Here is a 25,242-nt window from a genome sequence, read left to right as displayed (position 1 = left end):
ATAATAGGTTATCTTATGGTTAAACCTTCAAAAAAATCTAAGTGTGCACTCTGTGGAAAAAAGAAATTACTGAGGCGAAGTCATACAGTATATCCCAACTTCTTATTAAAACATCTTCAAAGAGCATTTGGAGGAATAAGACAATATCGAATTTCTACAAACCCAGATAAAGTTACACAAAATCCAGAAGTTTATGACTTGCTTTGCAGCGAGTGTGAACAAAAATTTTCAAACTATGAAAGATACTTTGCTCAAAACCTATTCACTACTCAATGTATAAATACTGAACAACAAATAGATAAATCAATATTTCAATATGATACTGAACAACTACATAAATTTGCTTGTTCTATAGCTTGGAGAGCGATTAAGGTCTACCAACTTGAAAATGAATTTAATACTTTATTTGAAAAATATCCCTTTCAAAAAGAAATTATTAATCGAATTGAAAGTATATGGAAATCTTATCTTTTAGGAAATAGAAAAGATGTACAAACTCATAACCTATACATGGTTTTTGTCTCTAATTTCTCTGATGAGCAAATTAAAACCAGTAAAAATTTAACTCATTCGTTTTTACATTATGGTCTAGGTATGAAGCTATCTGAATCTAAGCAAAATGAATATACATATATCCCAATAAAGAACTTCAATTATCGTGGAACAAATACTGATGCTATACGACTGGAACAAATTCCAGAAAGAGTATTCTTAATCATTAAATTAGCACCAATATTTATTATAGCTAATATAGGTAACAACCCCATAACAGATAATCAATGGGACTTAATTAAAATACAACTATGTAGAGGAAGCTTATCTCGAGACTCTATTCAACTATCAAATGATTTATTAGAGTATATTAACTATCAGGCACTTGATTGGAAAAACCAATACATTAAAAATGAACACTTTATAACTCAAAAATCAGTGGACAATTTCATAAGAAAAGACCCACGTAGCAAAGAAACAAAAGAACTATTTTTAAAAGATTTAATATTACATCTAAATAAACTACCTATCATAAAAAGAAAAAACTAAATTTCTATTAAGCCTTTTATATCCCATTGACACCTCCCCCCGCTCCCCTTATGCTATATAAAGTTGCTGTAAATCCAGTAACCCGAGCGTAGAAACTCGGCTCAGGAAGCACGTACGAAAATTTCATTTTGATGCGTTAGGTAATTTATTGCCTAGCAAAACTGTAAATCCAGTAACCCGAGCGTAGAAACTCGGCTCAGGAAGCACGTACGAAAATTTCATTTTGATGCGTTAGGTAATTTATTGCCTAGCAAAACTGTAATGGCAGTCGTACGCGGGACACCTTCGGGTGTGCCGATTAGCTTCCTGGTCGGTTTTCTACCCCGTGTGCGGCTGCCCCCTAATTTGTAGAAAGATTAGTGGCAGCCCTGTTATTCCATAAACACAGGGAGCTGAACCATGTCATTGCAAAACAATAACCAACTACTTAGTCTAAAAGCAGAAAACGCTACACTCTTTCACACTCTCCAACTCTATCTTAATCTTGACGAACTAGAAGACCTTAATATAGCTATTTACCAACTAGCCGAAGAGTTCCTAGCCAAACGCGCCAACCCAGCACTAAACCATGCGATTTACCATGTAAAAATGCAATTTAATCGCTTGATTTAATCAATAAAAAAGCCATAACTATAAATAGCTATGGCTTATAAAAAATTAAAAATGCTAGCTGTATAAGCTAGCCTCTTTATTAATGATACTAAATCTTTTAGCATTCTTTTATAACGTAAGCTACGTTTATTAATACATTACCCCAAGTTACTTAGAAAACAGGCTTTAGCATTTACTATAAAATCATCACAATAAAATATTTACATGTAATATTTCATGTAATAAACTATGCTAGAAATAATATTAAAGAATATCTTTTAAATATTAATTAAGTACAAACAACGGTTTTGTAATACAACGATTTATAAGGGATAAATAGATGAAATTTATTATTGGTGCAATCATTATTTTAATCTGCGCTTTTGGTTTCTATAAATGCCAAAAATCAACTTATGATGTAGTACAGCATATTGAGCAACGAACCAATAGCAATGGATTTATTGATATTCCTGTTAATATTGCTGGTACTGATGGCATTGTAATACTAGCACCTGTTAACTGTCCTTCTTATCAAGCAAAACAAGCGGATTGGTTATCTTCCAAACTAAAAGAAAAAAATATCCCTAATCGTCGCTCAAACTCTTTTAGTATTAGATCAGATGCAACTGATCTTACTAAAGAACAAAGAGAACAATTACAAGAACAGGTTAACTATGTCATAAACCTACCTGCTCCTTTAGTGATTGTAAATGGCAAAGTTAAATCTAACCCTAGTCTTGCGGATGTTATTAATGAATACGAGGGGAAGGTAGATCAAAATTTAAGTGATTTTTTGGGAGGTCTCAATAAATCTAATTAATACAAATAACTACTGTTATTTTAGATAAATTGCTACACTTATTATTAATTTAGTATAGCAATTTCCTACTTTATAATAGAAAAAAACAATATCAACTAAAATAATAACTAATTAAAATAGTTATCCCTTCACCTATATCCTTACTAGACAAAAGTCTAACATCGCCAACATTAGTTTACTCTTTATACTCAGTCTCGATTAAAGGGAGTAGATGTAAAGCTGTAATATTAAAATAACCTATACTTCTTAGCTAAACAGATAAAAGATATAGGTCTTCGTTTTCTCCAATTCGTTATTTTATTGCACTACTCCCTTTTTTCAACCTATCTCTCATTTAAGGCTGCGTCACTATAACAGCCAAAAAATTAGTTTCAGGCCCTGTTATCTTAAGATAACAAGGCCTCACCCTACTTACCCATCACTTTTAATCTTAAATTAATATTAGTCTATTCCCAATCTACACTACACGCTATAAGATACCTATTAGCAAATAACGAACCTTTAGCAAGTAAGATTGTAATATGATGGACTATACCTCGATAAAATTAGCACAAACAGATGGCAGTTTTAAAGTTGAAAAGAATATTGTCACCGTGCAAGCAATCTTTGCTAAACAAGCAGGTAGTTTACAAACATTAGAAGGAACTGTTCGCTATTATAAAGGGGATGCACTGGTAACAGGTATAGCAGAAGAAACATGGGCTGTTAAACGCGGACATTTTACTGATAGCTACAATCCCATTCCCCCAACTAAAATGGGAGAAGATGGCACCTATACTACTCACCCTATTCAAGCTTATGCACTCACCATAACCGAGGATTGCCAAGTAACTTTATACAATGGAGACAAGCTCACAGGCAAAGCAGGCGACTATTTATTACAATATGCTAATGGTGATTATGGCATTTTAAACGATAAAATCTTTAAATTACTCTATAAAATAATTGAGCAAGCAGCCAAACAGACTAATTTCGATGTTTTTGTTAGTTACTCTACCAAAGATAAAAGTTTTGTTGATGCACTGGTTAATAAACTAGAAAATAATAAACTACGTTGTTGGTATGCTCCACGTGACATTCCAGCAGGGATGGAGTGCCCTAAAGCAACTGCGTTAGCCATTAGAGAATCAAAACTAATAGTATTGATTCTCTCTAAATACGCCAATCTTTCCCCAGAAATTACCCACGAATTAACCCTTGCCTCTAACCATAAAAAACCTGTTATACCTGTTAAAATTGATGATATTTTACCGAATGAAAATTTAGAATATCATCTTACTAATCGTCACTGGTTAGATGTTTATGGTTTAGCCACTGAAAAAGCAGCTAATCAAATATTAGAAAACTTAGAGAAGTTTGCAAAACCTTATTTAACAACTAATGATATTACTTCTCAAGCTAATGCTAACATAGAGAGCAAACTAACAATAAAGCCCCCTATCTTTACAAAAACTAAAAAAATCTTTGCCAGTATATTCACTATACTACTACTGATTACCTTAGGAATAGGTGGTTGGTGGTATAAACAACAAGTATTAGATCGACAAATGGCATCACTACATCCTGCTGAAAACTTATTAGTTTTTACAGGTTCACATTCCACTATTATTAAATTATTAAGAATAAATGACCCTACAAATAATACTTACTTAATACAATTTAATAATCCTCAACAAATACTAGATGGCCATATTTTTGTTACCACTCGAACTATTCATATGTACACACAACAACGCTTTACTATTACCAAAAATAATGAAATTTATAATCTTTTTATTATTATTAATAATGATAAAGCGCTATTTTACCCGCCTCAATCAAATAAAGAGTTTATTTTACGTCTTGATACTGAACTGTCTAAAAAAGCTAACGTAAAAGATTTTTTACAAGACTACTTACAACAACAAGCCAAAAAAACTGATACACCAACACTCCAATAAAGGAGACTATTGTCGTGCAACTTACTGAACTACTTCACCATTCTAAATTGCAACATAACAATCCAGCGCCATGAAAACCCTGATGCAGACTCTATAGAGTTTATACTCTTAGTAAACCTGATTTAATAGAAAATAGTAAAATATATCCCATAGAACACCAAAAATTTTTTAATAGCTTTAAAGCACAGAAAAAATAAGAAAGCTAAACTTTCTGTACAGAATTCACCTAAACAACTACTCACACGCTTTCTTAAACAAGCTAAATAAATAAGTTATAATAAAAATCACATTTATTAAATAAGAGAAAACCATGCAACGTATTTGTGTTTTTTGTGGGTCAAATACAGGGAATAACCCTATTTATATAGAACAAGCTAAACAACTAGGCACTACACTTGCAAAACACAATATTACCCTTATCTATGGTGGCACTACCATCGGTTTAATGGGTGCTATTGCTGATGCAGTATTAGCCGCAGGCGGCAAAGTAATCGGCATTATTCCACAACGCCTTGCAGACAAACCCAATATGGCACATCAAGGTTTAACTGATTTACACATTGTTGAATCCATGCACCAACGTAAAGCTAAAATGGCTGAACTAGCCGATGGCTTTATCGCCCTGCCAGGTGGCATAGGCACCTTTGAAGAACTCTTTGAAATGCTCACATGGTCACAACTAGATTTTCATAAAAAGCCTTGTGCCGTACTTAATATAAATGGTTTCTACGATAAGTTAACAGACTTTTTAGATAGCGTAATTGCTGCCCAATTTATGAAACCAGAACACCGCCAGCTACTAATCAGCGAAAGCGACCCAAAACAACTCCTAGAAAAAATGCACAACTACCAAGCACCGACTGTTAGTAAATGGTTTAATCCGCCTAAATAACAGCTATATAAAGTACTACCGAGCTATCAGTTTTATTTTATTAATTTATATTGGTTATCACTAAACGATTAATTTGGTGCATGTTGTTCTCCCCACTCACAAATAGCTTGCATTAGTGGATACAGTGACCAGCCCTTTTCTGACAAACTATATTCCACCTTAGGTGGTATTTGTGGATACTCTTTACGAATAATTAAACCATCTGCTTCTAACTCTTTAAGTTGCACACTTAATGTTTTATGGGATATTGAACCAATCATCCTTTTCAACTCGTTATAACGAACGGTTTTTACCTCAACTAACCAATACAAAATAACCATTTTCCATTTACCAGAAATAATCGATAAGGTATAACCAAAGGGGGTATCTTGTAGAGATTCTATGGATTTAAGATCTTTCATACTCATAATTACACTCTCCTTTAGGTAAGTATATGTCAAAAAGGTGCATACTTGTTTAAATACTCATACATTGTACAATAAAAATACAACAACCTGAGGAAGCCATTATGATGAAGAAATGTAAAATTGAGGTATTAAAAACCACCTTTGATGAAGAGTTAGCAAAAGAATATGGCTGTAAAGGTTTAGGCAAATGTCCTATGCATAATGTAGGTGATACTTATTTAGCTGATTTTGCTAAGCCTCAAGGTTTATGTGATGAAGCATGGAAAGCAATGTACCAATATGTGTTTGCGCTTTCGCATGGCAGTGACATTTTCTATTATGGTGATTGGATTGATAAACCAGGGGTTGCTATTTGTAGCTGTAATGATGGTTTACGACCCGTTATTTTTAAAATTACGGCAACGGATGAAGTATCAAAACCAAGTTCATAACATCTATTAAGCTAGTAAGTAGTTTATAGCTACTCACTAGCTATTGTTTTTAAGAGGCTAATAACTGCCTTAATACATAGTGAAGAATACCGCCAGCTTTAAAGTATTCTACTTCATTTAAGGTATCGATACGACAAATCACAGAAGCTTGTGCAGTAGTGCCATCAGCACGTTTAATATGTAATGTTAAAGGCATACGTGGCTTTAACTGTTTGCCCTCCAAGCCACTGATAGTTAATAGCTCATCGCCTATTAAGTTAAGTGTTTTACGATTTTGCCCTTCTTCAAACTGTAACGGTAATACGCCCATACCTACTAAGTTTGAACGATGAATACGTTCATAGCTTTCTGCAATAACTGCCTTAACACCTAGTAAGTTAGTACCTTTAGCCGCCCAGTCACGGGATGAACCACTACCATACTCTTTACCTGCAATTACAATTAAGGGTACTTTCTCTAATTTATAACGCATTGCTGCATCATAAATTGGTTGCTTGGCACCATCAGGATAATGAATGGTTAAACCACCCTCTTCCCCCCCTAGCATTTCATTTTTAATACGAATATTGGCAAAGGTACCGCGCATCATCACTTCATGATTACCACGGCGCGAGCCATAAGAGTTAAAGTCTTTAGGTTCAATACCTAACCCTTTTAAGTATAAACCTGCAGGACTGGTTGCTTTAATATTACCTGCTGGGGAAATATGGTCGGTGGTAATTGAATCACCAAAGACAGCTAATACTCGAGCATCTTTAATATTCTCAATTTTAAGTAAATCATCTTTAATATGATCAAAGAAAGGTGGTTCTTGAATATAGCTAGAAGAAGCTTGCCATTCATAAGTATGAGAATCTGGAACTTTAATCGCTTGCCATGTTTCATCACCTGCAAACACTTCGGCATATTCTTTATCAAATAAACTACTAGAAACTTGTTTAACTGCTTCGGCTATTTCTTGTTGAGTAGGCCAAATATCTTTTAAGTAAACAGGATTACCTTGTTTATCTTTACCTAACGAATCCTTAGTTAAATCTATATTGATATTACCCGCTAAAGCATAAGCAACTACTAAAGGTGGCGAAGCTAACCAATTAGTTTTTACTAACGGATGAATACGCCCTTCAAAGTTTCTATTACCAGAAAGCACGGCTGCAACGGTTAAATCACTTTTAATAATGGCTTCTTCAATAGGAGCTAATAAAGGCCCTGAGTTACCAATACAAGTAGTACAGCCATAGCCTACTAAGTTAAAACCTAAGGCATCTAAATAAGGGGTTAAACCTGCTGCCTTATAGTAATCAGTTACTACTTTGGAGCCAGGCGCTAAAGAACTTTTTACCCAAGGTTTACGTTGCAAACCTTTTTCTACTGCCTTTTTAGCCAATAACCCTGCGGCCATCATCACACTAGGATTAGAGGTATTAGTGCAAGAGGTAATAGCTGCTATCACTATCGCACCTGTTGTTAATTGCTCTGCTTTGCCTCCCACTACATAATCAACACTATCTGTTTTATCAATTGTACCTGTATCTGAAGCGATTTTTTGTGGTTGGGCTTTTATAAAATCATCAAATACATGACCAACATTGGCTAAACCAACACGGTCTTGTGGACGTTTCGGCCCTGCTAGACTTGCTTCAACATCGCCCATATCCAACAATAAAGTATCTGTAAAGTTAGGCTCATGCCCTGCTTCACGCCATAGCCCCTGAGCTTTACAGTAAGCTTCTACTAATTTAATCGAATCTGCTGGTCTGCCTGTTAATTTTAAATAATCAATAGTCACTTCATCTACAGGGAAAAAGCCACAGGTAGCACCATACTCAGGTGCCATATTACCAATGGTGGCACGATCTGCTAAAGGTAAATAGGCTAGGCCGTCACCATAAAATTCTACAAACTTACCTACTACACCTTTTTGGCGAAGCATTTGGGTAATGGTTAATACTAAATCAGTGGCTGTAATTCCTTCTCTTAATTTACCTACTAATTTAAAACCAATCACATCAGGAATGAGCATAGATAATGGCTGACCTAACATAGCTGCTTCAGCTTCAATGCCACCAACGCCCCAACCTAACACACCCAATCCATTAATCATGGTGGTATGAGAGTCTGTACCCACTAGCGTATCTGGATAGGCAAAGGTTTTTCCTGCTAATTCTTGAGTCCATACACTACGCCCTAAATATTCTAAATTCACTTGGTGACAAATACCTGTACCTGGCGGTACTACTCTAAAATTGTTAAAGGCTTTTTGCCCCCAGCGTAAAAAACTATAACGCTCACCATTACGCTCCATTTCTATCTTAACATTCTCTTGGAAAGCTTCTGGTGAAGCATATTTATCAACCATTACTGAATGGTCAATCACTAAATCAACAGGACAAAGTGGATTAATTTTTTTAGGATCCCCACCAGCACTGGCAATAGCAGAACGCATAGCAGCCAAATCTACTACCGCTGGCACACCCGTAAAATCCTGCATTAACACACGGGCAGGATGAAATTGAATCTCATGATCGGAATGACTATCTTTTAACCAATTAGCTAATGCCTTAACATCATCATTGGTAACGGTACTACCATCTTCCCAGCGCAGTAAGTTTTCTAATAAAACCTTCATCGATATAGGTAATTTACTAATATCGCCCAACTGCTTAGCAGCTTCTGCCAGAGAATAGTAATGGTAAGTTTTATTATCAACCGTTAAGGTGGTTAGGCTTTTCATGGTATTTAAGGATGACATAATATTTATCCTTCTAGTTATTATCGTTGCTTTTTTATAGACAACTGAATGGTGCATATGTAGACAACTTTTTATCTCATATGTTTATTAAAATATTCAAATCGTTATAAATAGTAAGCGAAAAAGACTAACAATTAAATTTTGCTTTAGTATAAGATTTTTACTCCTCTACTAAGCAAAATATACACCTTTTAACTATTTTTAAACCTTAGATAACACTATAAATTTATTACTCTGTCTTATTATTTTCTTTCAATTTTAATGCTAACTTTGTAAGTGACACCATTCTTTCAAGACGAATTAAACGATGCTGTAACAAAGAAACTACTATATAGAGTATGAAACACACAACGATCAAAGGTGCTGCCCATTCAGGTATTTTATCAGGAATCGCATATAATGCTGCTACTGATAACATACTAGGAATCAGCCCCACCTTATCAACTACCCCTGCCAAGGAACCTAAACCTTTTATAAACCAATTACGACAGTGTTCAATCTCTAAGCAGCCCAGCTCTAAAGTCTGCTTTGGTAAACTTATTAATAAACTTAAATATTTATCATCAGCCTCAGCACAATATTTAGCAACACTTAGCGCACTGCTTTTGGTGCGTGACACACCTAATAAAGTCATCACAAAAGATAAGAAAGCCAATGCCAGAAAGAAACTTGCAATGTCTTTTAACCAGGGTATTTGTAACCATACAAATACCCATAGCACTAAACCTATGGTTAAACAAGTTATACAAAAAGTTTCTGCATACCTAAACCATTTTACTCTGTTTAAAAATTGCTTATCTGATTGTTCTTCTAGCTGATACTCATCAGCCACTAATTGTTCTAATATTTCAAAATAACGTTTAATATCACTAGACACAATATAACTCCCTAATCATCAAGCTAAAGTAATACAAAAAAACCGTTACTTTTACAGTATTATCTATTAATACACTATGTTTTTTAGACTAAAGTCTAATATTGTAATGATTTTATATTCAAGAATAGCTATTTGCTTTTTCCCTTATACATTCGCCTAATTTCTTTTATTGATCAATAATGTCATAATATAAACTTATCAACCAAGCTTTTTAAGGTTATTAAAATGTTACATACCAAAAAAAATAATGCATTAACTGCATTATTTACAGCATTAGTTTTTAGTACATCTATTACTATGGCTGAAACCACTATGACAAGTGTTCCACAATCAGGAGCGAACCAATCTGGCACTACTATAGAACCAGAGACAACAACAAATTCTACCTCAACTCATAAAGTAGAAACTACCACCAAAGAAAAGAAAGAAGATGTTGGCTCTTCTGCTTACTCAATAGGTCTTACATTGGTGACATCAATTATGCCAACGGTTAGCAGTAAAATGAGTAGTGGTAAAGATGAAAAGTCAAAATTAATTGTTAATGCTAAAAATGATGCAGCTACTTTTATTGCTTCCAATGGTGAAGTACGTGGTGCTTATTTAGAAGCAGCTATTCAACAGTTAAGAAAAGATATTCCAACCTCTCAAGCCAATGACAACCAATTAGCACAAGCTATTTTGACTTGGTAATTTCTATCAATAATAAGCTTTCTCTTATTCTATGAGAAAGCTTATTAATACTAAACCTAAAAGTACTTTTTCCTAATCCATAAGGCAACATTAACCAATAAAATAAGTACTGGTACTTCAACTAATGGCCCTATCACTGCTGCAAATGCAATAGGTGATGTAATACCAAAAGCAACAATAGCCACAGCAATGGCCAACTCAAAATTATTACTGGCTGCCGTAAAAGACATAGCGGTTACTTTTGGATAACTCTCCTTTGCTAACTTACCCATTATAAAACTCAATATAAACATTAATAGAAAATAAATAACCAAAGGTATGGCAATACGTAGTGCATCTAATGGTAACTTAACAAGTTCCCCACCTTTTAAGCTAAACATTAATACAATGGTAAAAAGTAATGCCACTAATGTAATAGGGCTGATTTTAGGTAAGAAAACTGTTTGATACCAAACATCTCCTTTAATTTTTCGTAAAAAATAACGGGTTAAAAAGCCTGCTAAAAATGGAATACCTAAATAAATAAAAACTGCTTCTGCCACAGTAATAAAACTAATATTAACCACGCTACCTGATAAGCCAAATAAAGGGGGTAAAAATGATAAATAGAACCAAGCAAAGGCACTAAAAAACACAATCTGGAAAATAGAGTTAAATGCTACTAATGCTGCTACGTATTGGTTATCTCCCTCTGCCAGTTGATTCCAAACCAATACCATCGCAATACAACGCGCTAATCCTATTAAAATTACTCCTGTCATGTACTCTGGATAATCCCTTAAAAAGATTACAGCTAGAATAAACATTAAAGCAGGACCTACTAGCCAATTCTGAATAAGAGACAATAGCAATATTTTTTTATCAGAAAAAACATTAGGCAGCTCTTCATAACGTACCTTTGCTAAGGGAGGATACATCATTAGGATTAAACCAATAGCAATAGGAATATTAGTAGAACCAACAGAGAGTGAATTTAACTGATTCGGCAAGGTAGTAAAAAGACTTCCTAAAATAACCCCTACGACCATTGCTGTAAAAATCCATAGGGTTAAATAACGATCGAGAAATGATAAACGCCTAACTTTTGTATCTGATGGACAACCCATAATCGACTCACTTAATTATTTCAATTATCAATGAAATATTGAAATAATGGTTAAATACCTAAATAAATAACAAACTACTAACCTAACATGCAGAATTTTTTGATTGTGTGATACAACATTGCTTAGTTAAAAAACCTGCTAACTCTTTCATTAAAGGTAAATTAGCCCTATAACGTAAAAACCGCCCTTCTTGTTCTACAACAATAAGCTGACAATGCATTAACGCTTTTAAATGAAAAGATAAGTTAGAAGCAGGTAAATCTAACTCACTAGCAATATCCCCTGCCACACGCCCATCTTTTCCATAACGAATCAATAGGCTAAAAATATCTAATCGAATAGAGGATGATAAACATTCAAAATATTTAGCTGCTTCATTAGTATTCATTAGTTAATCACCACAATATTTCAATCATAGTTGAAATATTAAACTATAAAACTAATATGTCAAATAATACTCATTCTACTTTTATAAGATAAATATTTTTCCTAGTCTTGTGATAATATCTACCAATACCTGTATAACCAGACATTCATTATGCTTAGAAAAATATTCTTTTGGATTTATACCCTACTCAGTCTTTTCAGCATCAATAATTCATATGCTGAAAATGCAATTCATTCAACTCAATTGGAGTCTAAAAATATTATTGGCTATTTTGATGGGCCACAAAATACAAGAACAATACGCTATTTTATAAAACAAGATGCTAGCGATAAATTTATTATTGAAGATCATTCACTGAATATAACTGATATTAAAAACTACCTTATAGAATATACATACACAGTAACAACCATCATACTATCAGACATTAATGAATTAACATTACCATTCGATAAAATGACATCTTTTAATGGCTTATATAGTTCTATTCAATATAACAGTCCATCCAATACTATTATCAAAAACTTTGGGCAGTATCAACAGGGTAAAAAAGAAAGCTTATGGGTATGGACAAAAAACGACAAAATAACTCAACAAGGATATTATAAAAACGACCAACCCATTGGAGAATGGATTATTCCTGATACAGAATATGATATCTGTAAAGTTACTTATCAAGATAATCAATATGAATGGGACATGATTTGTTATGACGATCAGGGCAGAAAACGTTATGAAGCACCTCATCACAAAGGTTTTTTAAATGGTGTAGCTACAACATGGTATTCAAATGGTAAAAAATATAGTGAACAACACTATATAAATAGTTTGCCCCATGGTACTCAAACTATTTGGTATCAGAATGGTAATAAACACAAAGAATACCAATACAAACAAGGTGTACTTGATGGTCGCACTATAGAATGGCAACAAGATGGTTCACTAGCATCAATTGTTTCTTATAAAAAAGGAACAAAACATGGCTTACAACAGAATTATTCTAATGGAAAGATAACTGATCAATACTATTACCAAGAAGGGAAAAAACAGGGTACTTATATAAATAATAAAAAAGAAGATAAATGGAGTTATTGGGATAAAGAGGATAAACAAGCAACACTTTTGTACTATGATAATGATATACCTAATAATACTTTAAAACCATTGGATTAATAAGCATAATTGTCCAAATTAAATAAAGCAGAATGACAAAAAAATCCCCAGTCTAGCTGGGGTTTTAAAATGCTTAAGTCTATTAGTTTTAAGCAATCGGTTGATTACCATAAGTGGATTCGTAATAACGTTTTACTCGCTCATGGGTTGCCTTATGATCTGGATGACTTGCATTGCGATAAGCTTCGCTACCCATCAGTTGTTTAATATCTTGTTGTTGGAAGCCTAATGATCGACCAATACCAGCATCTTCTTGCAATGTTTTGCCAATATTAGCCAGTATTTTAATCACTATAGGATTATTACCAATTTGATCCATATGCTGTAGATCTTCTGGTGCAGCATAACGCTGAAAGGCTTGGTATGCAGTACGCAAGTTATTATTAAAAGCTGTTTCATCTTGCCAAACTTGGCTTAGCGATTGATAGGCTTCTTCAATATTTAATTCTTTGCCCGCCTGCACCAACTCAGGTAGCCGTTTAGCATATTCGCCTAATACAAACTCTACTTGTTTTTGAGTCATACCCAGTTCATGGGCTTTACCTAAAAATTCAAGATTTTCTGGATCTTGTTTAAAATCATCAAAAGTATACAGATCTGAATGTAAATCAACATTATATTCATCCACTGAGCGGGGCGGAATATCGCCTGTACCTAAACGTCTTTCTAAATGGCTATAGCCTTCTGATAATTTTCTAGCACTTTGCTCTAAGTCGACACTACCATCTTGCTTAAATACTTGATATTTTTCTGGTAAAAAACCTTCTGGTTGTGCAACATCAGTTGCAGCTAATACAGAACCTGCACTGATTGCTTCACCTAAAGCATCATCACTATAGGCTTCATTTTGATAGATCGTAGTTAGTTTATTCATCATGTTCGGATACTCCATTGGCTCTGTTAATTCGAGAAAGAATAAAATCAATAACGCTACGTTGCCCTGCTCGGTAGTAGGTTTTGATTTCTGCATTATGCTCATCAAAAGAAGGCGGCAATGAGAAACGTGTCACAAGGTCTTCTAAAATAGCCTCGCCCCCTGCGGTCTGTTCAAAAAGTCGCTGATAATCAAATTCATCCACAGTTTTAGTCATTATTCACCTGTTTAATGTTGCGCTATTACTTGTTGTGCTAACTGTGCTTGCATGGCTTGTTGCTCTGCTTCGATACGCTGTTGCCTTAAATCTGCCACTTCTTGCTCAGTACGAATCAGTTGTGCAGGCACACCTAATGCCTCCCCTGTAAAACGAGTGGCTTTGTCAAAATCAATGTTATCCAACACTTCTTGATTAACCTGGGAGTTTTGCATAGTCATCTGTACAAAGTTACTAATAGCCGTTACTTCATCAAACTTCTGCGCGCGTGCCATTGGGCTAACATATTTAATACTGATGTATTTATTTTGCAGAGATTCAGGTGTCTCTGAAAAAATACCTGCGCGAAAAGCAATACCAAAACAACGCTCTACCAGCGGTTGTAGATATTCAGCTTGCATCCGTCCATAAATTGGCCCTAATAATTGCCGTATTAGTTGCTGCCGCATATTCACTTCAGTAGCCGTCATAGCAGGGCCATTTTGTGGTTGCAGTTGATCCGCCAGCATAATTTTACGAATAGCTGCCTGTAGTTGCTCACACTTAGTAAAGGAAACATTAAAGTCAGCACCACTGTGAAGCGGTCGCATACTGTCAACGCTATTTGCCACAATCACTTTACGTGGCCCAACGGTAATGGTACGTGGATTTAATACACCATCATCTTGCGCAATCCACATGCCACTAATAGCCAAATCAGCGTTAGCTAGTTCCATACGCTTAATTTCATTGAGTGTTTTAGCATCTGGCAGTGCATCAGAAACAGGGCCAATGGCATACACACTCTGTGGAATTTGCATCCAACGGGGTACTACTACAGGCATTTCGTTATAGCCACTCTCACGTACAATAAGTTTGTTATCTAAGTCCACATGCACGGAAGCAATCGGTAATTTTTTAGCCACATCCCCTTGCTTACCACCTTTACGCGGATAAATAGCATGTACAAATTTAATTTTGCTACTCGGATCACGTTCAGCTTGTTTTCTTACTTTTTCTGATAAGGCTTCGCCAAACTCATTAACCGCTTGCTCTGCTGTTAACTCATAGCAACGATAAACAATATCTATTTGTTCATCAGCACGACTGCTATCACAATAAACACTGGCAATGGGCCATAACTGGAAAGTAAAACCACCCTTTTCTCGATCACTGTCTACATATAAAGCAAACCAACCTGCACTCATTAAATCCAGATTGCCTTCATAGGCGGCCGAGTCGAAATTAGAGTTGTGAATATTACGCCACAACACATCGGCTGACTCATCTAACCAGCGTTTTTCTTCGTCTGTTGCATGGTCTACATCTAAACCAAACCAACGTGAATTAGCAGGCGTAAGGCCACTAATAATGGCACTGGCTTGAGTGCGTGCTGCATCAGTTAAGGTGGAATCCAATAGCTGTGATTTCTTACGTTGAATCGTAGCAGAACTAACTACTTCACTATTAAAACCTGTGCCACGTACAGGAAAAGAAAAATCAAAACACTCCTTCCATACCTGCTCATGGGGTTTACGTAGTGATCTTAGTGTCTCTAAGCGACTACTGATTTTATTTGCTAAATTTTCCATTGTGTTAGCCGCCTAATGTCTGTTTAGCGTTACCTTTTTCTCCACCAGTAGACAGTAAACTATTCGCTCTACGTTGTTTTTTCTTTTGGGCAAGTTCGATATTGGCTTTTTCAGCTGCTTTATTAGCCGCCTCCTCAGCCTCTTGTTGTGGATCACGTTGTACTACCTTAGGTGCTTCTGGGCCACCACCTAAACCGACTAATCCCGCTGCTTTTTTTAATGCTTTTTTGGCACTACCCATCATTATTCTCCTGTATTTAACCAACCCTCTTTTGTCAGGGTAAAATGGAATTTGCGAGCTTTATTAGAAACCATTGGTTTGGTTGCTTTCACAACCTTTGGTTGGTTATCAGATTGAATTTGTTGATTTAGTTGTTCTGCTTTGGCAATGGCTTGCTCTTTTGACCCTAAAAAGTCTGCTAACCATTGATTACTAGGAGTAAGCACACCATAACGACCTCGTGCTTTATGTTTTGCTTGATATGTAGACATAAAAAAACCCTCTTGTGAGGGTTTTAGTGTGTATTAACTAACAGGTTGGTTTTCCAACTGTCATCAATAAGTTATTTATTCCAATCCACCAGATACTTTATGACGGAAACTTCCCACCCAAAAGAGTATACCCCCTATTACCATACACCACCCAAATAGTGACCAATTTAGCTCCATTTCTTCGTTAGGTGCTATTCTAGCTTGTTGAGTATTTTCTGGATTGTATACTATATTAACAAGGTCACCTTCATTGTAAGATACCTTAGTTAACAAGATATAGGCTTCTGAACTTTTGCCTTCTTGAGTAAAAAACTTTACCAATAAATTAGTAGCTGACTCTGGCTCGCTAATAACAGCAGATACCACAGCCTTAGTTGCTATCCCTGCTTTTTCCAAATGTTGGTATGTACTACTTTCATACAGTTTTCTTTGCTCAAAACTAGAAAAACGCATTGGTTTAGTAATAAACAACGACACAATAGCGACTATAATAAACAAAATACCAACTGCTTTTAAAAGATGGCTTACCCTTGTTTTCATCCTACCTGCTCACTCCTTACTTTCTTATGATACCCAATGCATGCATGAATTCATTACACTTTCACTCTCGTTGTGTAATCCTACCTTCTTATTAAACTTTTTATCTTGCTCTATAAACAATCGTTATAAATTTCTCATACTCTTTTTATATCAAATCAACGGGGCATAAATAAACTTATTACAAAACTGATCATTACATTAAAGAAGAAAGACATCCCAACAAAAATAACAATATTTTTATTACCTTCTATTCCTAATTTATTAACTAGTGTATACATAACCCAACCGATAATACCTAGCCAAATCAAAATCATAAACAAACCATTGTGCATTTTAACTACTGTGAGCACAGTCATAACCAGAAAGAAAACCATATATCCCCAAAAAATGGTAATAAAAGTTTCTTTATAATCAGGATATTCAGCTTCAGCTAATGCTGCGGCCCAATGAACAGCTAAAGCGTTTACTGCACTAGCAATAGCACCAATAATTGCAAACATAATAACAACAAATATTAATCCCATCATATACCTCCTAATAAAACTTTCTATTCTCTGTACATTTTTACTCTAGAAAGCAATAAATATTAAACATATTACAAATTATATATTTTACATGTGTAAATTACAATAATTACATGTAAAATATATTGGATAATTAATATATGAAAAGCAGTAGTAAAAAAACTATTTAAAATATCCCCAAGAAATATAAACATTACTTAAAAATACACTATTAATAAGCTTATTTATTATCCTCATCAAAACTACTCCACTGGGCTATTTTTTCTCCTTGCTGAAACTGCATTTCTCGCTCTTTATTACCTTTAATTGACCATAGTGTCCACAAACCTTGACGTTTTCCCCTTTCAAAACTACCCTGCCAATGTTTATTACCATTTTGATACCAACCCGTCCAAACTCCGTTTCTTTCGCCTTGTTGATAATAACCTTCTAATCCTCTTTGACCATTTCTATGCCACTTTATAATGGACTGTATTTGGCCATTTTTATATTCACTTTGCTCTTTTTTAAGACCATCCTTGAACCATACCACTACCTTACCCTCATTGGGTATAATATGTCCCTGTAAAATACTAGCCTTATTGGCAACTAAAACAGAATCCATTTGCTTGGTATGAGTATCTGCATAAAAGTCTTGTATCCAATAACCTTTATTGCCATCGGTAGAGATCAATTTACGATAGTAAGATACCTTTCCATTAGCTGGCACTTGTTGCCAATCTTCATTGTAATAGGCAATAATCTTACCTTCTTGCAAGGTATTATCTGCTACAGAATCTGCCTGATTAATCAAGGCGGTCTGTGCAGTAGCAAAGCTAGTTAAACTCAACAAAAATAATATAACTAATAAAGTGTTTTTCACTCTATACCCTGTCACTCAACTAAATTTTATATTGAAGTATAACTAATTTTACGCAACCCTTCTCCACTAATTCTTTAATTTACTCAACCTTTTCTGTTAGCATAAGTCAACCAAGGTGTGCATAAATGGAAAATTAACTATGATAACTATATTCTCTCGTTTTATTGTTTTTGGCTGTATTGCCTTGCTTATATCAGCCTGTACTCAAACACCTAAACTAGTTGAAAATACTACTATTGCTTATTTTGATGAACGCGGTAATAACATCACTAAACCCTCACCTACAGGTAGCTACCGCCAGCTATTAAAAATTCAATCCAATGGTTATTTAGTGCAGAATTTTTTTGTTGATGGCAAAACTAAGCAGACAGATCCTTTTATTATTCATAATAAAGAAGACCTTACAGCTATTGATCCATTAAGCATTGATGGATTTTTTGTGCAATGGTATAGAAATGGCCAAAAAGCAGGCTCAGGACATTTTATTGTAGGTAAACGCCAAGGCACTTTTACAGAATGGACAGAGCAAGGTATTAAATGGTCAGAAATGCGCTTTGAAAATGACCTAGCCAATGGTAAAGCAAATCTCTGGTATGAAGATGGTAGCAAATATATTGAAGGACAATACCTAGCAGGTAAAGAAGAAGGTGAGTGGAGAATTTGGCAACAAAATGGCCCTATACGTTTTAAAGCAACCTTTGATCAAGGAAAGGTTATCTCAGCAGAAGATGCTAATGGCAAACCTATTAATCTTAGCAAAGATGCTTTTACTGCTCAGTAATTAACTCACCAGCTAAGTTATAATAATTAAAAAACTTAGCTGGCTATTGTTATACTTATCAATGGACTTATTTGTGCTACTCCAAACCATCCCTGACAAAGCTATAAAGATATTTTATCAAAGTAATTTCCTCTTAAGTTATAGCAGCATTTTCTCGTCTTATTTTAAGAGATAGTTACACACACTACGTATAGGATAAACGATACAGGTATGATAGAGAACAACCCTAATACTATTAAAACGCAAGATCTTGCTGAAATGAAGAATGTTTTTGAGCAAAAGTATGGGAGGCTTCTCCTGCGTTTTCAAAGCTATGAACATGTCATGAAAAGATGTGTTTCTAATTGCGAAATTAAAGGACTACTGAGTGATATTCAATCAATAAAAGAAACTAGAGAGAACTATTTTTCTACAAAGACTCTAGGGAAAATCACAAATGAATTCATAAGTAATGTCCTTCTAGATCAGACATCAGCTAACTCAACGGAGGATGACGATGTACCTGATGATCTAGACCAGCCTCATATTCACATAGCGTATAAGCTTGAACTGTCTCCTGAATATCATAAAAGCTTTACCACAGAATTAGAAGAATTAGTCAAATTACGTAATGAGCTGGTACACTGTTTTTTGGAACAACATCCTCTCTCATCAAAAGAAGACTATCAGTTGGCTGCTAGTTACCTAGATGATTGTTCTCAACGTTTTGATCGACATATCCATCCATTCCATCAACTACTAGAATCATTTTCCGATACAAGAGACTTAGCAAGTGAGTTTATAAAAGCACCTGTGATACAAGATTTTTTTCATGGGATTTTACCAAATGGGGAAGGTGTCCGATGGGAGCGTAGTACCATTGTAGCTTTGCTAAAAGATGCAGAAGCCAAACTAAGTCAAGATGGATGGACATCTTTGCAATGTGCTATTGAATATATCAAACAACACGGAGCGGATCACTTACCTAAGAGATACGGTTGTAGCAGTTGGCGTCATGTACTTCATGAGTCTAAACAATTTGAGATTCGTAAAAAGTCCACCAATGATCATCAATCTAGAATATGGTATTGTAGCCATACAAAATAACTATCAATACGTGTCCATCAGAGAACGCATGTAACAAATGAGAACAATTCTTTGGGTAATAAATGTATGTAATTACAACTTATTTATATGGAGCTAATATCAAAAAAATGTCCGCTATTTATTGGCACAAAGCAGCCTGTCAGATTAAGCGTGACTCTAAGCCACACAAGTAGCAGCTCAAATCTGAGCTAATACAACTTGTTAATTAGACAAAGTCTTACTTATTAAGTAACTTAAAAATCTGCATTCTATCTAATTCCTCTTGTGCCCCTTCATGCCCTAACTCAGCTGCTTTTTTAAACCATATTTTTGCTTGCTGCTGATCTTCTTGCACACCCTCACCATTTAGATACAAGTGAGCAATCTCAAACATGGCATTGATATTATTTTGATCAGCCGCTTTTAAAAAATAATTGAATGCTTGTTGATAGTCTTTTTCATCCACAAGAATTAGTCCTGCTTCATACAGTGCTTCTATAACACCATTATCAGCAGCCTTTTGAAACCACTGTAATGCTTGCCCACAATCTCGTTTAACATCATCACTATAACGATAGATGCAAGCAATGCTAAACATAGCATCTGCATTTCCTTTATCTGCTTCTTGTAAGTAATATTGCAATGCTTGTTTACTGTTTTGTTGACTATGGCAATACTGCGCTTTTGTCATAATGTCTGTAATAGACACAATACTATTCATTTGCCTTTCCCCTTAATACAAACTTATAAAATTAATTGCCTAAAAAGCAAATAAATAATCTTTTATAAAGTTTTGCTATAAAACCAAGTTATTGAACTAATATAAATTTATTTTATTTATAAAAATTCTTTAATAACTTATTCCTTTAAAAATAATTGAAATATTAACACAGTAACCATAGCTACTAATACATAATAGCTTATTATAATACCAGCAATACCAATATAACTAATAAATAAATTTGTTAGTGCTATTAGCGCCATATTAGCTAATAACATAACCAGCCAAATAGTAATACTAATCCATAATAGCCGTTGTACTTTTTCTAACCACTTTTTCTGATAAAGTATAGCAATCACTATTTTGATTAAAATAAAAATAGCGATTAATCCTCTATATAGCCACTGCATTATATTTTCATTGGTAATACTTAATAGACCAGCCAAATCAATGCTTAAGGTTTTTAATAGAGAGGGATTTAGATAGCTATCTAAACCAATCATCCAAGCACTAAAACCTACTAGTATGGCTACTGGTGAAAGTTCATAAAAGCCAAATACCACAAAGCGTTTAGTGAGTCTTAATAACAGCCAACAAGTTGCTATCAGTAATAAAATTGCTAATAATGCCCAACTGGTTATGTAATAAATACGACTTGGCTCTGCCATTATTGACCAATAACGTTTACGCCCTACTACATCTATAAATAATGGATCCCAATACTTTAATAATAGCTGACCACAAATAGTTAGTAATATGACAATAATAAAAACACACCATCGTGGATAGGCATACTCACCATTTTGTATACGTGCAAACAGTGATAACAGTAAAACACCTGTCACCAAACAGCTAACTAATGCACCATTAGTTATTAATTGATAAGGAGTTGTTATTAAATACACCGTTAAATAACTAATTCCTATAATTAATCCTATTAACGCTATCAACCACAAAATGGACTGTTTACGACTGTTAATCATCTATTAAAATCCTACAACTACTGACATTGTTTAGGTAAAAATTTAACCGCAGCGTCTGATCCACATTGCCAGTTAAAAATACCTTGTTGATTAGTGGGTATCATTCTTAAAATTAAAGACTTACCCCGTAACTCTGGAAATAGATTTTTTTGATTTTTTAATGTTGCAATTATATCACACCCCTCAACCACAACACTTTCCACAAAAGCACCGGTAATTTCCACTGCGGGTAAAACACCTAAAATCTGATTATCTTTAGGACATTGCCCGTGTTTAATATAATAGTTAGTGAGCAGTTTTTTTTGTTCAAAAGCAAGTAATACAGCTTCATTCATAGGCGCTTTTAGACTAGGAACAGCACCTTGATCACTATAGAGTTTGCTGTACCAAGTGCCTAATGCTAGCACTTGTGGTGTAAGTGCTGTTTGTTGCTGCTCGGTCAATTGACAATCTTTAGCAGGCGCATAACGACTGTCGCCATTAAAGCTGCACTGCCCTGTAAAGCTCTGCTCCTCTTTACCTGAAGTCATCGCCTCTTTAATAGTTAGTGTTTTACCACGTAAGCCTTCTACAATCGTTGCCTCATCCTTATAGTGAATGCTCAACGTACATTGTTTATTAACACTCACACTAGCCAATGGACTATCCTCAAAATAACTAATATCAGGTAGGTTTAGCACCTCAATATATTCTGGGCATTGCTGATAATAGCTGTAATAGTTATGTAACGCATAAGCCACTACACTACCTAACACGAACCCTGTTACAAACTGTTGCTCACCTTTATCTTGCACAGTCAGTGGATTAACAGCAGCCCAACCATTGCTAGCTACTAATATACAATTTGCCACTATTATCAAATATCGAATTAGTCCCATTTTTCACTATCACTATAATTATTCTGTTTATTTAAATCAGCCGCTTATAGTTTCTGAGGCCACAATATATGGCCATTTTTATAACGATGGGTATAAAGTAATTTACCTTGTTTATCCCATCCTTTTGCCTCTCCTATTATTTCTCCTTCTTTATAGGTTTTTTCTGAAGCAAGTTGACCATTATCATGCCATGTTTTATACACCCCCTCTAACTTACCATTAAGGCGTGTATATTGCTCTGCAAGTTGGCCATTCTCATGCCAATAATTCACTGTACCAGACTCATAGTCATCCTCATAGTTAGCTTCATAAGCGAGTTGACCAGACTGATACCATTCTTTATAACTACCTTGTAAGTCACCGTCTACATAAAAAGACTCTTCTTCTTTTTCTCCAGTTTCATACCAAATAGTGTAACGCCCTTGTAACTTACCCTCTTTATAAAAACTTTCTGAATATAATGGGCCTGAGCTATACCAAGTTTGATAGATACCCTCTAATTTTCCTTGCAAATAGGTTGCCTCAGCTTCTTTACTGCCATCGCTTTTCCAGTAAGTAATTTTTCCCTGTATACTTTTTGGTTCCCAATTATAGGCATCTTTAACATCTGTTAAGATAATTGGATTTATTTGCTTAACATTATTTTTTGTATAAAAATCTTGAACTTGGTAACTATCTGTTTTATTTACTCTAAGTAGTTTGCGGTAGTACATACTTTCTGTGCGTGCATACGTGCGCTCTCCATGCTTTTTAAAATAGGCAATAACCATCCCTTCTTTTGCTTTTAACTGTTGCCATGCTTTGTTATCATCATTTTGAGCCATAACCAATGAGCTAAACAGCACATATAAGCCAATGATTAATTTTGTATACCTTTTATATGACAACATCTGTACGATCCTTCACTCACTACTTAGCACGATGTAAGTTTAGCTGATTTACAATCATTATAAATAACAATATTTATTGTACCTTAAAATAAATTCTATTTAAGACTATTCGACCTTTGATTATACTGCTAAAGGTGATGAATTAATGGATAATTAAGAAAATAATTTAAAAATAGAGTAGCCATTTTATGCGCATTTTTTTACACACTCTTTTTATAATAATAGCTTTATCACTAGCGGGATGTGCTAGCTCTATTACTCATGGTGTTAATTATTCTTCAGGTAATTATGAGCCACCTTTTTATCCTGGCATTGCAGCTGATGCTAAGATTATTAACGAAGGCGTGCAATGTACTTGGTATGATGATTGTGCCAACCGAGATACAGCCATGATATCTTTAGCACCTTTGGCTGTATTAGATTTTCCTTTATCTTTGATTTTAGATACTTTATTTGTGCCTATAGATGCCATTATTTACTACAATCATAAATAAATGGCCTTTTTATATGTGTCGACAAAGCCTATCCACTTCTTTTAATAAGGTAGGTAGCCGATAATCTCCATGCATTCTTTTAATAGCCTGTTTTGCCTGTTCTAGCTCAATGTCTACTACAGTCACATAAAGTGGTTGATGACTTTGCCCCCGCAACACTTCACACTCCATAGGTGTACCTGCAAATTGAGTTTTTGCTACCCCAATAATAGGAATAGTTTTGTTCTGTGCTCCCAGTGCCTGATATAAATGCATGCCTAACCCTGCTTTTTTCTCTGCACCTAACGTAACATAACCGTCAACAATAATATAATCGATAGGTTCAGTGATCACACTCAATAATTGTAAAATGCAAGGTAGTTCTCTTTTATAAAACTGTCCAGATTCATAGGCAGCTACTTGTGTGCAACGTTCAATGATAACACTTTGTGGCTTTTCATCAGACCAATCATTAAAAAGTACCCCTGCCGCATTAGCTTGCTCTTGGAAGTAATAAACATCTATCGCTAGCAGCATTATTAATCTCTTTCATCTTATTAAATACGTCTTGCACATTATTGCTCTCATTGGTATTCAAAATACTCTTGACCACAATAGTTAATTTTACTTGCCTAATATTAACCCATTTTGAAATGGTAACTCCACCAAGCATCTTTACTAATGCCTGGTAGGTCAGTACGAGAACCTCCTGTTACACTACACCATAGCTTCACTAATTTTTCACCATCACCATGCTTTGGTTCTGCTCCTTGTTTCCAGCCTACAATAGTAGGCTTAGGCACTTGAATTATATTAGAAATGGCTTGCAGTGAAAGGTTAAATTTATTTAAATCACAAATCACTCGAAACCAATCAGTATCACAACGTTTAGACATTTTACATTACCTCTTTGTTAGTTATTGATGGTATCTGTTTGTTGTTGCTTATTGCGTAAATAGTCTCTGTTCCAACGGTATAGAATATTTTCAGAAATTTTATATTTACGTACGATTTCGGTACTATTACGACCATTAAACTCTGCTAAAATCTTGGTTTTTAACTTTTCCATATAGCGTTGAGGATTCATTGGAAAAACAATTGAAAGCCCTCGCCAATTTTCATAAAGGTTAAAAGTAATCTCTTCAGCTTTTTGTCCAGCTTCATTTTCAGTCAATCCCGTTTTCATCAATTCAAATTTGATATTTTCTGCTAGCTCACTAAAAAGTTCATTTTTACGCTGTGCTTGAATGGATGCCATTGTTG

31 protein-coding genes are annotated in these 25,242 nt (G+C 34.7%); 11 read left to right on the top strand and 20 right to left on the bottom strand.

Annotation, left to right across the window (positions count from 1 at the left end):
* Positions 1-15 precede the first annotated feature (15 nt).
* The 5 genes from MTZ49_RS09370 to MTZ49_RS09350 all read left to right on the top strand — a co-directional run bounded on the left by MTZ49_RS09370 (position 16) and on the right by MTZ49_RS09350 (position 5,284).
* Positions 16-1,041, top strand: coding sequence for a hypothetical protein (locus tag MTZ49_RS09370; protein ID WP_264745289.1), 1,026 nt, complete (start codon positions 16-18; stop codon positions 1,039-1,041).
* A gap of 399 nt (positions 1,042-1,440) precedes the next feature.
* A complete protein-coding gene (locus tag MTZ49_RS09365) occupies positions 1,441-1,653 on the top strand; it encodes a hypothetical protein (RefSeq protein WP_264745288.1) in 213 nt (70 codons plus the stop codon).
* 319 nt (positions 1,654-1,972) lie between these two features.
* Positions 1,973-2,452, top strand: a complete 480-nt coding sequence (locus tag MTZ49_RS09360) for a hypothetical protein (protein WP_264745287.1) — start codon at positions 1,973-1,975, stop codon at positions 2,450-2,452.
* Positions 2,453-2,973: 521 nt separating this feature from the next.
* Positions 2,974-4,392, top strand: coding sequence for a PGDYG domain-containing protein (locus MTZ49_RS09355; protein WP_264745286.1), 1,419 nt, complete (start codon positions 2,974-2,976; stop codon positions 4,390-4,392).
* A gap of 310 nt (positions 4,393-4,702) precedes the next feature.
* On the top strand, positions 4,703-5,284 hold the full coding sequence (locus MTZ49_RS09350; protein WP_264745285.1) for a TIGR00730 family Rossman fold protein: 582 nt from the start codon (positions 4,703-4,705) through the stop codon (positions 5,282-5,284).
* Between the two features lie 68 nt (positions 5,285-5,352).
* On the opposite strand, the gene MTZ49_RS09345 is transcribed toward MTZ49_RS09350, so the two are convergent.
* Positions 5,353-5,691: a helix-turn-helix domain-containing protein gene (locus MTZ49_RS09345; RefSeq protein ID WP_319804729.1), complete on the bottom strand. Its 339-nt coding sequence runs from the start codon at positions 5,689-5,691 to the stop codon at positions 5,353-5,355.
* A gap of 101 nt (positions 5,692-5,792) precedes the next feature.
* On the opposite strand from MTZ49_RS09345, the gene MTZ49_RS09340 reads away from it, so the two are divergent.
* Complete coding sequence (locus MTZ49_RS09340; RefSeq protein ID WP_264745284.1) at positions 5,793-6,122, top strand: TIGR04076 family protein; 330 nt, start codon at positions 5,793-5,795, stop codon at positions 6,120-6,122.
* Between the two features lie 49 nt (positions 6,123-6,171).
* Here the strand turns inward: MTZ49_RS09340 and acnA are convergent, their stop codons facing one another.
* Together acnA and MTZ49_RS09330 are read right to left on the bottom strand one after the other, a co-directional pair.
* Positions 6,172-8,874 carry an aconitate hydratase AcnA gene (gene acnA / locus MTZ49_RS09335; RefSeq protein WP_264745283.1) on the bottom strand — a complete coding sequence of 901 codons (2,703 nt, stop codon included), beginning with the start codon at positions 8,872-8,874 and terminating at the stop codon, positions 6,172-6,174.
* A gap of 229 nt (positions 8,875-9,103) precedes the next feature.
* Entirely contained in the window at positions 9,104-9,751 is a 648-nt protein-coding gene (locus MTZ49_RS09330) for a hypothetical protein (protein ID WP_264745282.1), read from the bottom strand.
* 225 nt (positions 9,752-9,976) lie between these two features.
* Here MTZ49_RS09330 and MTZ49_RS09325 point away from each other — a divergent pair, with 225 nt between their 5' ends.
* Positions 9,977-10,441: a DUF2388 domain-containing protein gene (locus tag MTZ49_RS09325; protein ID WP_264745281.1), complete on the top strand. Its 465-nt coding sequence runs from the start codon at positions 9,977-9,979 to the stop codon at positions 10,439-10,441.
* Positions 10,442-10,497: 56 nt separating this feature from the next.
* On the opposite strand, the gene arsB is transcribed toward MTZ49_RS09325, so the two are convergent.
* Together arsB and MTZ49_RS09315 are read right to left on the bottom strand one after the other, a co-directional pair.
* A complete protein-coding gene (arsB, locus tag MTZ49_RS09320; RefSeq protein WP_264745280.1) occupies positions 10,498-11,547 on the bottom strand; it encodes an ACR3 family arsenite efflux transporter in 1,050 nt (349 codons plus the stop codon).
* A gap of 82 nt (positions 11,548-11,629) precedes the next feature.
* Positions 11,630-11,935, bottom strand: a complete 306-nt coding sequence (locus tag MTZ49_RS09315) for an ArsR/SmtB family transcription factor (RefSeq protein ID WP_264745279.1) — start codon at positions 11,933-11,935, stop codon at positions 11,630-11,632.
* A 150-nt stretch (positions 11,936-12,085) separates the two neighbouring features.
* Between MTZ49_RS09315 and MTZ49_RS09310 the strand changes: the two genes are divergently transcribed.
* A complete protein-coding gene (locus tag MTZ49_RS09310; RefSeq protein ID WP_264745278.1) occupies positions 12,086-13,108 on the top strand; it encodes a toxin-antitoxin system YwqK family antitoxin in 1,023 nt (340 codons plus the stop codon).
* Positions 13,109-13,196: 88 nt separating this feature from the next.
* On the opposite strand, the gene MTZ49_RS09305 is transcribed toward MTZ49_RS09310, so the two are convergent.
* The 8 genes from MTZ49_RS09305 to MTZ49_RS09270 all read right to left on the bottom strand — a co-directional run bounded on the left by MTZ49_RS09305 (position 13,197) and on the right by MTZ49_RS09270 (position 18,188).
* Positions 13,197-13,985, bottom strand: coding sequence for a hypothetical protein (locus tag MTZ49_RS09305; protein ID WP_264745277.1), 789 nt, complete (start codon positions 13,983-13,985; stop codon positions 13,197-13,199).
* A complete protein-coding gene (locus tag MTZ49_RS09300) occupies positions 13,975-14,199 on the bottom strand; it encodes a hypothetical protein (RefSeq protein ID WP_264745276.1) in 225 nt (74 codons plus the stop codon). Before MTZ49_RS09300 ends, MTZ49_RS09305 begins: the two co-directional genes overlap by 11 nt.
* Before the next feature lie 11 nt (positions 14,200-14,210).
* Positions 14,211-15,770, bottom strand: coding sequence for a portal protein (locus MTZ49_RS09295; protein WP_264745275.1), 1,560 nt, complete (start codon positions 15,768-15,770; stop codon positions 14,211-14,213).
* A gap of 4 nt (positions 15,771-15,774) precedes the next feature.
* Positions 15,775-16,014 carry a hypothetical protein gene (locus tag MTZ49_RS09290; RefSeq protein WP_264745274.1) on the bottom strand — a complete coding sequence of 80 codons (240 nt, stop codon included), beginning with the start codon at positions 16,012-16,014 and terminating at the stop codon, positions 15,775-15,777.
* Positions 16,014-16,262, bottom strand: a complete 249-nt coding sequence (locus MTZ49_RS09285) for a hypothetical protein (RefSeq protein WP_264745273.1) — start codon at positions 16,260-16,262, stop codon at positions 16,014-16,016. Before MTZ49_RS09285 ends, MTZ49_RS09290 begins: the two co-directional genes overlap by 1 nt.
* Positions 16,263-16,337: 75 nt before the next feature.
* Positions 16,338-16,802 carry a DUF3592 domain-containing protein gene (locus tag MTZ49_RS09280; RefSeq protein ID WP_264745272.1) on the bottom strand — a complete coding sequence of 155 codons (465 nt, stop codon included), beginning with the start codon at positions 16,800-16,802 and terminating at the stop codon, positions 16,338-16,340.
* 155 nt (positions 16,803-16,957) lie between these two features.
* Positions 16,958-17,329, bottom strand: a complete 372-nt coding sequence (locus tag MTZ49_RS09275) for a hypothetical protein (RefSeq protein WP_264745271.1) — start codon at positions 17,327-17,329, stop codon at positions 16,958-16,960.
* 217 nt (positions 17,330-17,546) lie between these two features.
* Entirely contained in the window at positions 17,547-18,188 is a 642-nt protein-coding gene (locus MTZ49_RS09270; protein ID WP_264745270.1) for a toxin-antitoxin system YwqK family antitoxin, read from the bottom strand.
* A 139-nt stretch (positions 18,189-18,327) separates the two neighbouring features.
* On the opposite strand from MTZ49_RS09270, the gene MTZ49_RS09265 reads away from it, so the two are divergent.
* Together MTZ49_RS09265 and MTZ49_RS09260 are read left to right on the top strand one after the other, a co-directional pair.
* A complete protein-coding gene (locus MTZ49_RS09265) occupies positions 18,328-18,969 on the top strand; it encodes a toxin-antitoxin system YwqK family antitoxin (protein ID WP_264745269.1) in 642 nt (213 codons plus the stop codon).
* 630 nt (positions 18,970-19,599) lie between these two features.
* A complete protein-coding gene (locus MTZ49_RS09260; protein ID WP_264745268.1) occupies positions 19,600-20,055 on the top strand; it encodes an OST-HTH/LOTUS domain-containing protein in 456 nt (151 codons plus the stop codon).
* Positions 20,056-20,272: 217 nt separating this feature from the next.
* On the opposite strand, the gene MTZ49_RS09255 is transcribed toward MTZ49_RS09260, so the two are convergent.
* The 4 genes from MTZ49_RS09255 to MTZ49_RS09240 all read right to left on the bottom strand — a co-directional run bounded on the left by MTZ49_RS09255 (position 20,273) and on the right by MTZ49_RS09240 (position 23,506).
* Positions 20,273-20,755 (bottom strand): tetratricopeptide repeat protein, encoded by a 483-nt coding sequence (locus tag MTZ49_RS09255; protein WP_264745267.1) that lies wholly within the window; start codon positions 20,753-20,755, stop codon positions 20,273-20,275.
* Positions 20,756-20,892: 137 nt separating this feature from the next.
* Positions 20,893-21,738, bottom strand: a complete 846-nt coding sequence (locus MTZ49_RS09250) for a hypothetical protein (RefSeq protein WP_264745266.1) — start codon at positions 21,736-21,738, stop codon at positions 20,893-20,895.
* A gap of 17 nt (positions 21,739-21,755) precedes the next feature.
* On the bottom strand, positions 21,756-22,616 hold the full coding sequence (locus MTZ49_RS09245; protein ID WP_264745265.1) for a pilin: 861 nt from the start codon (positions 22,614-22,616) through the stop codon (positions 21,756-21,758).
* A 44-nt stretch (positions 22,617-22,660) separates the two neighbouring features.
* Entirely contained in the window at positions 22,661-23,506 is an 846-nt protein-coding gene (locus MTZ49_RS09240) for a toxin-antitoxin system YwqK family antitoxin (RefSeq protein WP_264745264.1), read from the bottom strand.
* 188 nt (positions 23,507-23,694) lie between these two features.
* On the opposite strand from MTZ49_RS09240, the gene MTZ49_RS09235 reads away from it, so the two are divergent.
* Positions 23,695-24,000 carry a YceK/YidQ family lipoprotein gene (locus tag MTZ49_RS09235; protein ID WP_264745263.1) on the top strand — a complete coding sequence of 102 codons (306 nt, stop codon included), beginning with the start codon at positions 23,695-23,697 and terminating at the stop codon, positions 23,998-24,000.
* Between the two features lie 9 nt (positions 24,001-24,009).
* On the opposite strand, the gene MTZ49_RS09230 is transcribed toward MTZ49_RS09235, so the two are convergent.
* The 3 genes from MTZ49_RS09230 to MTZ49_RS09220 all read right to left on the bottom strand — a co-directional run bounded on the left by MTZ49_RS09230 (position 24,010) and on the right by MTZ49_RS09220 (position 25,237).
* Positions 24,010-24,516 (bottom strand): endonuclease V, encoded by a 507-nt coding sequence (locus tag MTZ49_RS09230; RefSeq protein ID WP_264745262.1) that lies wholly within the window; start codon positions 24,514-24,516, stop codon positions 24,010-24,012.
* A gap of 101 nt (positions 24,517-24,617) precedes the next feature.
* Positions 24,618-24,875 (bottom strand): hypothetical protein, encoded by a 258-nt coding sequence (locus tag MTZ49_RS09225; RefSeq protein ID WP_264745261.1) that lies wholly within the window; start codon positions 24,873-24,875, stop codon positions 24,618-24,620.
* Positions 24,876-24,892: 17 nt separating this feature from the next.
* Entirely contained in the window at positions 24,893-25,237 is a 345-nt protein-coding gene (locus MTZ49_RS09220) for a Mor transcription activator family protein (RefSeq protein ID WP_264745260.1), read from the bottom strand.
* Between the last annotated feature and the right edge of the window lie 5 nt (positions 25,238-25,242).

This window comes from Entomomonas sp. E2T0 (assembly GCF_025985425.1).
Lineage (GTDB): Bacteria > Pseudomonadota > Gammaproteobacteria > Pseudomonadales > Pseudomonadaceae > Entomomonas.
The sequence above is the reverse complement of the archived record's forward strand: the minus strand, read 5'-3'. Positions and strand labels throughout refer to the sequence as shown.